An 11,335-nucleotide genomic window follows, 5' to 3' on the forward strand; every position below is an offset into this window, starting at 1 on the left:
CTAGCTCGTGCGTGGTTCCTGGCTCGTGCGTGGGAGGCGGCTCGCCTGGATGCCTTCGAGGAACATGGCGAGGTACTGCTTGGCGATGTCGTCGGCCGACAGCCGCCCGCCCGGCTGGTACCAGGTGGCGGCGACCCACACGGTGTCGCGGATGAAGCGGTAGACGAGGCCCGGGTCGAGGTCGGCGCGGAACACGCCTTCGCGCACGCCCCGCTCCAGCAGGGAGAGCCACATCTCCTCGAAGCGGCGCCGCGACTCCGTCAGGTAGCGGAACCGCTCGCTGGTCGCGAGGTGCTTGGACTCGTTCTGGTAGATGACGACGGCGGGCCGGTGCCGGTCGATCGAGCGGAACGACTCGACGACGAGGCCCTCCAGGGTGTCGCGTGCGCTGAGCTCCGCTTCCAGGACGCGCTCGTAGGCGGCCCACATCTCGTCCAGGAAGGTCGACAGAATCTCGTCGGCCATCGCCTCCTTGGAGTCGAAGTGGTAATAGAGGCTGCCGCCGAGGATGCCGGCGGCGTCGGCGACCTTCCGGACGGTGGTCGCGGAGTAGCCCTGGGAGGCGAACACTTCGGCGGCCGTGGCGAGCAGCTCGGCCCGCCGTTCCGCGCGGGCGGCGGCGGTGCCCTCGGCGTCGCGCCGTCGTGGACTCATGCGTGTCCCTAAGCGTGCTGTGAGGAGACGGAGACGGTCTCGCCCGTCATGTACGAGGAGTAGTCGCTGGCCAGGAAGACGATGACGTTGGCCACCTCCCATGGTTCCGCGTAGCGGCCGAACGCCTCGCGGCGGGTCAGCTCGTCCAGCAGCTCCTCCGAGGTCACCTTGACCAGGTGCGGGTGCATGGCGAGCGACGGCGAGACGGCGTTGACCCGGACGCCGAACTCGGCCGCCTCCAGCGCGGAGCAGCGGGTGAGGGCCATGACCCCGGCCTTGGCGGCGGCGTAGTGGGACTGCCCCTTCTGCGCCCGCCAGCCGATCACCGAGGCGTTGTTGACGACGACGCCGGAGCCCTGGCCCCGCATGATGCGCAGGGCCGCGCGGGTGCAGCGCATGGTGCCGGTGAGGGTGATGTCGAGGACGCGGCTCCACTGCTCGTCGGCCATGTCGACGAGTTCGGCGGTCCCGCCGAGGCCCGCGTTGTTGACCGCGACGTCGATGCGGCCGAAGCGTTCCACGGCCAGGTCGTAGAGGGCCTGGACCTGGTCCTCCGAGGTCACGTCGCAGGGCAGGGCGGCGACCCGCTCCGCGCCGAACTCCTTCTCCAGCTCCGCCGCGGACGCGGTGAGCCGCCGCTCGTGCGCGTCGGAGATCAGGACGCGGGCACCCTCCTCCAGGCAGCGGCGCGCGGTCGCGCCGCCGATCCCGGCGCCCGCCGCCGCGGTGATCACGACGGCGCGGCCGTCGAGCAGGCCGTGCCCGGGTACGTAGGGGGGCGTCATCGGCGTGCCTCTCTGCTCGGGGCGGGTTCGCGGGGCAGGCCGAGGACGCGCTCGGCGATGATGTTGCGCTGGATCTCGTTCGACCCGGCGTAGATCGTGTCGGAGCGGGAGAACAGGAACAGCCGCTGCCAGTCGTTCAGATCGTAGGGCGCGCCGTCGGCGACGAGGCCGGCGGCGCCGAGGACGTCCATCGCCAGTTCCCCGAGCTCCCGGTGCCAGGTGCTCCAGACGAGCTTGGAGATGGACGACTCGGGCCCGGGGGCCCCGGCGGCGATGCCCGCCATCGTCCGCACCGCGTTGAGGCGCATGATCTCCAGGCCCATGTACGAGCGCGTCAGCCGGTCGCGCAGCAGCGGGTCGTCGACGGCGCCGGTGCGGCGGGCCAGCTCGGCGACGCCTTCGAACTCGCGGCGGAACCCTACCTGCTGGCCGAGCGTCGCGACGCCCCGCTCGAACCCGAGCGTGGCCATGGCGATCTTCCAGCCGTCGCCGGGCGCCCCCACGATGTTGCCGGCGTCGGTGCGGGCGCCGTCGAAGAAGACCTCGTTGAACTCCGAGGTCCCGGTGAGCTGGACGATGGGCCGGATGTCGACGCCGTCCTGCTTCATCGGGACGAGCAGGTAGGACAGCCCGCCGTGCCGGGTGGACCCGGGCTCGGTGCGGCAGACGACGAAGCACCAGTCCGATTCGAGGGCCAGCGACGTCCAGACCTTCTGGCCGTTGACCAGCCAGTGGTCGCCGTGCAGTTCGGCGCGGGTCTGGACGTTGGCGAGGTCGGAGCCGGCGCCGGGCTCGGAGTACCCCTGGCACCACAGCTCCTCGACGGCGACGATCGGCGGGAGGAAGCGGGCGCGCTGCTCGTCGGTGCCGAACGCGATGATCGTGGGGCCGAGGAGGTTCTCGCCGATGTGGTTGACCCGGGCGGGGCCGTCCGCGAGCGCGTACTCCTCGTGGAAGATCACCTGCTGCTCGACGGTGGCGCCGCGCCCGCCGTACTCCTCGGGCCAGCCCACGCACGTCCAGCCGGCGGCGGCCATGTGCCGCTCCCAGGCGAGCCGCTCCTCGAACGCCTCGTGCTCGCGGCCGGGGCCGCCGAGGCCGCGGGCGTGCGCGAACTCTCCCGACAGGTTGGCCTCCAGCCAGTCGCGGACCTCGGCGCGGAACGCCCGGTCCGCCGGGGAGTCGTTCTGTGTCACGCCGCGCACTCTACCAAACAGTTGTTAGAAAGAATCGCCGCCCAGTGCCGGTTCCGTCTCCCGCTCCGCCGTCGGCCCGGAGACACGGGACGGTGCCCGCACGGGCCGCCGGCCGGCGGCCCCGGCCGCCGGAGCGGGCGGCGGTTCGCGGTGCAGGAGGTCGAAGAGGCGGTCCCAGCGGGCCAGGACCGCCTCGGGGCGGAAGCGCGTGACCGACTCGCGCGCTTCGGCGCCGAGGGTGCGGCGCAGTTCCGGGTCCTCGATCAGGCGCTCCAGCTCCCGCGCGAACGCGGCGGTGTCGCCCGCGCCCACGAGGACGCCGCCGCGCTCGTCCCCGAGCAGGGCCCGGACGCCCGGCGCGCAGTCGAAGGCGACCGTCGGCAGCCCGTACGCCATGGCCTCCAGCACCGACATCGGGAAGCCCTCGGCCCGCGACGGCAGCGCGAAGACCGACGCCTCCACCAGCGCCTCCTCCACGTCGTCGACCACGCCGCGGAACTCCACCGAGCCCGCCAGACCGGACGCCCGCACCCGCTCGCGCAGGTCCGCCTCGTCCGGCCCGCCGCCGTAGAGGTGCAGCCGCCAGCGGGGGTGGCGCGGCGCGAGCCGCTCCCACACCTCCAGCATGAGGTCCGCGCCCTTCTCGGCGGAGAGGCGGCCCACCCAGGCCACGACCGGGAGGTCGAGCGTCGGACGGACGGCCGGGGTGACGTGCAGTGCGTTGGGGATGTAGTCCGCGTTCGTCATCCCGTCCGTGGCCCAGGCGTCCGCGTCCTCCTCGGTGAGCACCAGGAAGCGGTCCACGCCGGCGTAGTTCTCCTTGACCCGCCGGTACCGGGACGACGCGCGGGTGGCCGCGAACGACTCGTGGCTCATGCCGATCACGCGCAGCCCCGCCGTGTCGGCCCGCCGCACCCACTCCATCGCCCACACCTGCGCCACGATGACGACCGACCCCGGACGCGCGGCGGCGAACAGTTCCGACAGCCGGGCGGCGCCGCGCCGCTGCGCCGCCGTCCGCCACAGGTCCCGGCCGCGCGCGGGCAGGTCGACGCGCTCGCGGAACCGCCGCGGGCGCCATGCCATCGCCGGCGCCCGCCACTCCCTGTGCAGCACCTCGACGGCGTAGGAGCCGTCCCTGCCGTGGTGGTGGCGCTCCGGCCCGCTCGTGACCGCGACGAGGGTGACGCGGTCACCGCGCCCGGCCAGCATCCGCGCCATGTGGTGCGCCCAGCGCTGCAGGCCGCCCATCTCGTCGGCGTTGTTGCACACGATGAAGACGTCACGCGGTGCGGGCATTCCTCTTCCCCCTGTGGCGTTGCGATTCGGCGGCCCGGAAGAAGCGGTCCACGACCGCCCGGGCGGCGGTGCCCCGGTCGTGCTCGCCGAAGCGCGCGGCGAAGGCGCGGCGGCGGGCGGCGAAGACGGCCTCCGCCGCGTCCAGCCCGGCGAGCGCCGCGACGAGTTCGTCCGGGGTGCGGGTGATCGGCCCCGGGGCGTGCCGTTCCAGGTCGAAGTAGCCGGTGACGCGGTCGCGGCCGTCCGGCAGGTGCAGGATGATCGGGCGGTCCTGGAGCGCGAAGTCGAACATGACCGAGGAGTGGTCGGTGATCAGCGCGTCCGCGAGGAGCAGCAGCGGGGTGACGTCCGGCACGGCGCCCACGTCCCGCATCACCGAGCGCGCGCCCGGCGGGAGGTTGGCCTGGCACAGGTAGTGCGGGCGGACGAGCAGGATGTAGTCGTCCCCCAGCTCCCGCGCGAACACCTCGGGATCGAGCGGCGGCTCCAGCAGCCGGACGGGGCGGCCTTTCGGCCCCGTCATGAACGTCGGCGCGTACAGGACGGCTCGGCGTCCGTCGCCCAGCCCCAGCGAGGCCCGCAGGCCGGCGACCTCGGCGGCCAGTTCCGGGTCCCCGTCCACCCCGTTGACCAGGGGGTCGTTGCGCGGGTAGCCGACCGGGAGCAGCTCCGAGCAGACGCCGAGGCCCGCGCACAGCGTCTCCGTGTCGTGCCCGGACCGGACGAGGAAGCAGTCGTAGCGGTCGACCATCCGCCGCAGCCGCGCCCGCTCCGCGGCCGCGCCGCCCTTGAGGCGCGGCTGGTCCAGGCCCATCAGCTTGAACGCGGACCCGTGCCAGGTCTGGATGTAGGTGGTCTCCGGCCGCTTGCGGAGACCGTCCGGGTAACCCTGGTCGTCGACCCAGAACTCGGCCCGCGCGAGGGCCAGGTAGTAGGACCAGGACCCTCGTCTGACGAGCTCGGCACCGCTCGGAAACCCCTGGGGGGACGACGCGTACGACCACACGGCCCTGACCGGGACGCCCGAGCGGCGCAGTTCCCGGTAGATGTACTTCGGGTTGCCCGAGTAGCCCTTGCCGAGCTGGCTCTCGAACACCGCCAGGCCCGTCCGGACCGGAAGCCGGCTCAGCACCCGGTTGAACACCGCGATCTTGGTCTTGCGCGAGGTGAGCCTCCGGCGGACGTTCTTGTCCGCCTGCCGCGCGCGCCGCACGGCCCTCGCCACGGGGAGGCGGCGCGCGGCCGCGGCGGCCTGCCGCGCCCACGGGTTCCCCGACTCCAGCGCGAAAGCCAGGTGCCCGCCCCCGGTGACGTACGAGCGGAGCCGGTCCGCGGCGAGCCGCGTCAGCCGGGGCCGGACGGGCAGCACGACACCGTTCAGCCGGGGCGATTCGCGGCCCTCGCCGAGCCGGGTGACCACGTCCTCGCCGTCCACCCGGATGCGGAGCCGCACGTCCCAGACCGGGTCGACCAGCCCGGCCGGGCGGATCGCCGCGGCGGGGTCGAACTCGGCCGCCCAGCCGAGCCGGTCGCCGTCGTGCCGCACCCTCGCCCGGATCCGCGCCCGCCGGGCCCGGCGGCGCCGGTCGCGGAACTCCAGCGTGCCGGACAGGTCGGCGTCCGGGCCGATCCGGCCCAGCGGGTTCAGCACGTGCCCGGCCATGCGGACCCGGCCTCCCCGCATCTCCAGCTCGGTCACCGTGTTGGCCGGGCGCAGATCCTTCAGGGGACGCAGGTGGAAGCCGAAGTCCGTGACGTCCAGGACACGGCGGCCGAGGGCGCCGCGCGGCCGGCCTTCGCCCCAGAACACGCGCCCGTCCCGCTCCACGAGCCGCGCCCGCAGCTCGGGCCGCTTGCCGGGGGCGTACTCCGCGGCCGCGAGCGCCCCCGCGTGGTCGCCCTCGCGCACCAGGTACGCGGCGATCGCGGGCAGCGTGTTGGCCTCCTCGAACACGCGGGGGTCCAGCTCCGCCAGGTAGGCGGCGGCGAGCCCGAGGAACCGCTCCTGGTAGGCGAGGTCGCGGCCGCGCATCTCCCGCATGTAGAGCACCAGGTCGTGGTTGATGAACTTGACGTCCTTGGCCCGTCCCAGATCGTGGGCGCCGCGCAGCGCGAACAGCATGTCGATGCGCCGGTGGATCTCCAGGCGGTCGGCGAAGTTCGCCAGGTCCGCGCGCCGGTTGGAGATGGACGGCGCGGGCGTGCGCTCCCTGACCAGCCAGTTGTAGACGCGGTGCGGGATCAGCGCCGTCCGGCGCGCCGCCAGGTACGCCTCGGCGGTGAACAGCAGGTCCTCGTAGTGCAGGTCCTCGACGAAACGGAGGCTGTGCTCCTCCAGGAAGGACCTGCGGTACGCCTTGTTCGTCGACAGGGTGTCGTAGAGGAGGCGGGGGTCCTCGTCCAGCGACCCGAACACGGCTCTGCGCCGGTAGAGCCACGGATACCAGGGGCGGACGCGGTCGCGCGCGCCCACCGGCAGGTCCAGGTAGATGCGGTCGCACCGCCCGGACACGAGGTCGGCGCCGGTCTCCTCCGCGGCGCCGAGCAGGTTCAGGCAGGCGTGCCGGTCCAGCAGGTCGTCGCTGTCGAGGAACACCACGTACCGGCCGGTGGACGCCTCGACACCCGCGTTGCGCGGCCGGCCGCAGCCGCCGGAGTTCGCCGGCAGGTGCACGGCCCGGACGCGGCCGGGGTGCGCGGCGGCGAGCCGGTCTGCGGCCTCGGCTGTGCCGTCAGTGCTCGCGTCGTCGACGATGACGGTCTCGACACCGCCCAGCGACTGCCCCAGCGCCGATGCGACCGCACGCGGCAGCCGCCGCACGTCGTTGTAGGCGATCACGACCACCGTCAGATCCGGGCGCACTGGCATCCCCCCGCGGCTCCGGCTCCGGGGACGCCCCTGAGCCTCCGGCGAAGGCGCCCGACCCCGGCCTTCCGCTCGTGAACGCTCCCTTCCAGGCGCCGGTCGGACGCGCGTGCACGGATTCCTTTCCAGGAACGCCGCGCTGAGGTCCAAGAGCGGCCAAAGGCTGTCAATGGTTGGCATTACCCGGCACCGGCGGAACCACTGGGTACCGCGCCCGGGAACGCCGGAAAGGCGCCCGGCGGGGTCGCCGGGCGCCTTTCCGGGCATCGCGGAATCACCTGGAGCACGGACGTGCCGTGCGGTGGGTCAGGCCTTGTAGTCGGGGTACCCGTAACCCACGATCAGGGACTTGCTGCGGTTCTTCTTCTCGACCTTGTTGTTGGTGTTGCCCTCGATGGTCTTGACGGTGCCGTCGCCGTTGTCCTTGACGACGATCCCGACGTGGTCGATGGCGCTGATGCTGCTGCCCCTGTCCCAGTCGAAGAACACGACCGAGCCGGGCTTGGCCTTCTGGCCCCAGCGGCCGCTGTCCTTGAACCAGGACGCGTGCTGGACGGTGTAGGCGTCCCAGCCCATGTTCTTCACGCCGGTCTGGGCGCCGAGCCAGGAGACGAACATGTTGCACCACTGGGCGCCGTTGTACGCCTTGACCGAGAACCCGCCGTCGCGCTTGGCGGTGGCCTTGGCGTGCGGGGTCGAGACGAACCAGTCGTGGTACTTGGTCTGGCCGCCCGGGCCCTCCGAGATGCCGACCTGCTTCTCGGCCAGCTTGATGACCTCGTCCGGGGCGACGTCGCGCGGCGGCACCTTGTAGCCGGCCGCGCGGGCCTCGGCGGCCGAGAGGGTCGCGGACCCGTTCGAGGCGCTCGCCGCGACCGAGCCGTTCTTGGCGGCCGCCTGGGCGGTGGTCTCCGCGACCGCGTCCCCGGCGAGGGGGTTGATGAGCGCGAGCCCGACGGCCCCCGCGAGCACCGCGCCGACGGCGGCACCGACCGCCTTGTCCTCGGCGGTGACGTTGTCCATGGAAAGTCGATTGAAACGACCGGTCATGCAGGGAATCTCCTTGTCTTCCATGACGCCTACCGGGTTAGCTGACGGATTCGGGCATGGAAGTAGCCCTACGGCGCGACTCTCGGACGCGCCGATTCACCCCTGGAACGTGGGTCCCCGGCTCCGTGCCGGTCGGGTTCGACCGGACGGACTCGGCCTCGCACCGCGGGCGCGGTGCTGACTGTTCGGATTTATCTCAGCGATCGATCTCGGTGAGGGGGGCGCGCATCGTCTGGCGCGCATCGCGTGCGGGATCCGCTCCGCGATCCTCGGCCGCAGCATGGGGGCGGCCGGTGGCAACACATGGGGCGCGTTGCGTGATTCGGATAGAAGGTATCAAGCATCTCAAGGAACGCAAATCCCGGACAAACCACCGTCTTGCGTACCCAAAGCCCTTCCAAGACATCACCAACACCGTAAGGCCCGGGCATCTTCCCGATCATTGCCCGACTGGCCGTCAGCCCCTTATGGCAGGGGCTTCCGACTCCCCCGCGAAAAGGTAAAGGACCCGGGGACGACGACGGCCGGCACATGGCCATCCGCCACGTACCGGCCGTCTGCGACCCCGTTATGAGTGCCGCACATCACACGACACGGTTCTCCCGCACCGAAACGTGGTGTTCGTCACTCCACCCGGACGGCGAACAGCGTCGTGTCGTCGGCCGCCCGGTCATGCTCCATGCGCGCCAGGACCTCGTCCAGCACCAGCTCAGGCCGGGTGGAGGAGTCCTGCAGGATCTCGATGAGGCGGTCGATCCGCTCGTCCAGGTCGGCGTCCCTGCGCTCCACCAGCCCGTCGGTGTACATGAACACCACGTCGCCCGGGTCGAGCGGCGTGGTGATCGTCGTGTACTCCCAGTCCGTCACCGCGCCGAGCATCGGGTCGCGGACGACCTCCAGGCGCTCCGCCCGGCCGTCCCGGATGAGGATCGGCGGCGGATGGCCGGCGCACGTCCACTCCATGACCCGGCGCGCCGCGTCGTAGACGGCGACGATGGCGGTCCCCGTCGCCGTCGGGTCCATGGTGCCGACCAGCTCGTTCAGCCAGCCCACGAGCCGCCCCGCGGGCTCGCCCGTGCAGGCGAGGCCCAGCAGCCCGTTGCGGCTGCGCGCCATCGCCGCGGCCGCGGGCAGCCCGTGCCCGGCCGCGTCCCCGATGGCGAACATCGCGCGCCCGTCCGCCAGCTCGCGGGTGGCGTACCAGTCCCCGCCGATGCGGGCGGTGCTCTCCGCCGCCAGGCTACGGATCGCCGTCACCAGGCCCGGCAACCGCTCGGACTCGTCCTCGTCCGGCAGGATCGCCCGGCGCAGCGTCACCGCCACCCGCCGCTCCTGCGCCATCCGCTCCTGCTGCTTCAGCATCTGCCGCCGGGTCTCGGCCAGCGCCCGTTCGACGCCGCGCCGCCGAGTGATGTCCTGCGAGACGATGTTGATCGAGACCGGCAGCCCGGAGTCGCCCAGCACCGGCTCGGCGAACATCCACAGGTGCCGCGGCGCGCCGTCCGGGCCGATCACCCGGTGCTCGGCCTCCACCGGCTCCCGGCGCGAGAACATCGTCTGGACGGCCTCCTCCACCAGCGGGAGATCGTCCTCGGCCACGGACTTCGGCAGGTCGTGCGGCGACGGCGGCACCTCGTCGGGGCCGAGCGCGTAGTTGGCCAGCATCTGCGGCGTCCAGTCCGCCTCACCGGTGGCGAGGTCCCACTCGCCGAACCCGATCAGCGCGAGCCGCTCGACCCGCTCCAGCCGCCGCACCGTCCGGTCCTCGGCGTGGTGGTAGCGCCAGGTCAGACAGATGCCGGTCGGCACCGCGACGCATCGCACGCTCGTCCGGGACGAGCGCGACAGCCCGCTCTGGGCGGTCGTGTACGAGATCGAGGAACGTTCCAAAGTGGTGCCGGTCTCCAGGACCTCGATGTAGTCGTCGAACAGTCCGCTCTGCACCGTCCCCGGATCGGTCTGCAGAAGGCGCTGCCCGGTCAGTTCTTCTCTCCCACGCCCGAACATGTCCCGGGCGCTCTCATTGAGATCGACGTAAAGGAAGTCCGTGACGTTTCCGTCCACCCCGCGCACCGGCACCAGATGGGCCGACGAGTCCAGCGTCGCGTGCAGCACGGCCCGCGCCATCGGGTCGTCGGGCACCCTTGCGAGGATCTCCTCGTCGCCCGCGGTGTCCTCGGCCGTCACCCGGCGCAGGACGTCCTCGACCTCCGACAGCGCGGCCCGCCGCTCGGCGGCGCCCCCCTCGGCCCGCGGCGCCCGGCGCCCCGCCAGCACGGCCCCGGCCGACCCGCCGCCACCGTCCTTGACCAGCACGGACGCCGCCTCGGCGAGCCCCATGTCGAGGTCGCGGGCGAGCCAGATGAGATGCTGCAGCGCCTCCCCGGGCGGCACCCCGAGCCGCCTGGCCAGCATGACGCGCGCCTCCGACAGCACCGCGCGGTCGCGCGCGGCGTCCCGCAGATCATCGAGGTCCGCGACGTGCACCCCGGGCTGCACGCCCTCCGCTTCCGCCAACCGTGTCCCCCGTCCGGCCTGGTTGTGCCTGGGAGAAAAAAGCTACATACGTCAGCGAAGGACTCTCCGCCGCAAATCGGGTGAACAGCCCATATCTTTGCCCGGGTTTTCCTTTACCACCCGAACCTCAGTGCATCCGATGACCCTTCCCAAAGCCGTCCATGGCCGCTCGCGTGACCCAGGTCACACCCTCGCGAGCTGCCCGGTCAGCGCCGTGATCCCCGCCGCCGCCTTGGCGAACGACGACCCCGCCGGCTGCAGCGTCAGCACCACCACGATCTTCTGCTCCCCCACGAGACCCGTCGTATGCAGCACCGGCCGCCCGATCCCGAGATCCGGCCGCCACGCCGCCGGCTGCGCTCCCCGGCACGGCCCCGCGGGCGCGTCCCCGAACCCGGACCACCCCTGCTTCACGGCCCACGGCCTCTGCACCGCCCGCGGAATGCCGAACGACTGGTCGAACCCGTCCGTCCCGCACCGCGTCGCCTTCCGCAGGTGCCCCAGCACGAACTCCCGGTGCGCCTCGGGCGCCTTCTCCAGCAGGTACCGGTACGTCTGCACCACGTCCCGCGCACTCAGTGCCGTATACCCCCAGAACCCGGGCTTGTCGGCGGGCGGCGGCGCCGTCTCCCGCAACCCCGCCCGCGGCACCATCCGCTCGAGAATCGCCTTCTGCCCGCCCCGCCGCCACAACGCGGTCGCGGCCCCGTCATCACTCGACCGCAGCATGCGCGCCATCAACGCCCGGTCCGCCGCCGAGACCTTCCGCTCCCGCAGATGATCGAGCGCGATGAGGATCTTCACCAACGACGCCGACCGAAACGTGCGCCGAGCTCCCCGCTCCACCACCACCCGCCCGGCACTCCGGTCGAACACCACATAAGACGCCCGCACCCCGGCAGGCACCCGGACCACCGCCCGCGCCGTCGGCGACCGCGAAACCTCAGGCGAGGCCGACACCTCAGGCG

Annotated in this window: 8 protein-coding genes and 1 riboswitch; all 8 genes read right to left on the bottom strand. The window is 72.5% G+C overall.

What is annotated here, in order from left to right; genetic code table 11:
- The 8 genes from E1200_RS12235 to E1200_RS12270 all read right to left on the bottom strand — a co-directional run bounded on the left by E1200_RS12235 (position 1) and on the right by E1200_RS12270 (position 11,171).
- Complete coding sequence (locus E1200_RS12235) at positions 1-654, bottom strand: TetR/AcrR family transcriptional regulator (protein ID WP_131951976.1); 654 nt, start codon at positions 652-654, stop codon at positions 1-3.
- A gap of 8 nt (positions 655-662) precedes the next feature.
- A complete protein-coding gene (locus tag E1200_RS12240) occupies positions 663-1,439 on the bottom strand; it encodes an SDR family oxidoreductase (RefSeq protein WP_131951977.1) in 777 nt (258 codons plus the stop codon).
- Positions 1,436-2,635, bottom strand: a complete 1,200-nt coding sequence (locus tag E1200_RS12245) for an acyl-CoA dehydrogenase family protein (protein ID WP_131951978.1) — start codon at positions 2,633-2,635, stop codon at positions 1,436-1,438. The genes E1200_RS12240 and E1200_RS12245 overlap by 4 nt, the downstream gene beginning before the upstream one ends.
- Positions 2,636-2,659: 24 nt before the next feature.
- Positions 2,660-3,934, bottom strand: a complete 1,275-nt coding sequence (locus E1200_RS12250) for a glycosyltransferase (RefSeq protein WP_131951979.1) — start codon at positions 3,932-3,934, stop codon at positions 2,660-2,662.
- Positions 3,918-6,797: a CDP-glycerol glycerophosphotransferase family protein gene (locus E1200_RS12255; RefSeq protein ID WP_207933308.1), complete on the bottom strand. Its 2,880-nt coding sequence runs from the start codon at positions 6,795-6,797 to the stop codon at positions 3,918-3,920. Before E1200_RS12255 ends, E1200_RS12250 begins: the two co-directional genes overlap by 17 nt.
- Positions 6,798-7,106: 309 nt before the next feature.
- A complete protein-coding gene (locus E1200_RS12260) occupies positions 7,107-7,850 on the bottom strand; it encodes a CHAP domain-containing protein (RefSeq protein ID WP_243708502.1) in 744 nt (247 codons plus the stop codon).
- Positions 7,851-7,861: 11 nt separating this feature from the next.
- Positions 7,862-8,004, bottom strand: a riboswitch (cyclic di-AMP (ydaO/yuaA leader).
- Positions 8,005-8,474: 470 nt separating this feature from the next.
- Positions 8,475-10,367: a PP2C family protein-serine/threonine phosphatase gene (locus E1200_RS12265; RefSeq protein WP_243708503.1), complete on the bottom strand. Its 1,893-nt coding sequence runs from the start codon at positions 10,365-10,367 to the stop codon at positions 8,475-8,477.
- A gap of 183 nt (positions 10,368-10,550) precedes the next feature.
- The gene (locus tag E1200_RS12270; RefSeq protein WP_131951981.1) at positions 10,551-11,171 is read right to left on the bottom strand and encodes a hypothetical protein; all 621 of its coding nucleotides are present in this window, start codon (positions 11,169-11,171) and stop codon (positions 10,551-10,553) included.
- Positions 11,172-11,335: the final 164 nt, after the last annotated feature.

Source organism: Actinomadura sp. GC306, from assembly GCF_004348665.1.
In the GTDB taxonomy this organism is placed as follows: Bacteria; Actinomycetota; Actinomycetes; order Streptosporangiales; family Streptosporangiaceae; genus Spirillospora.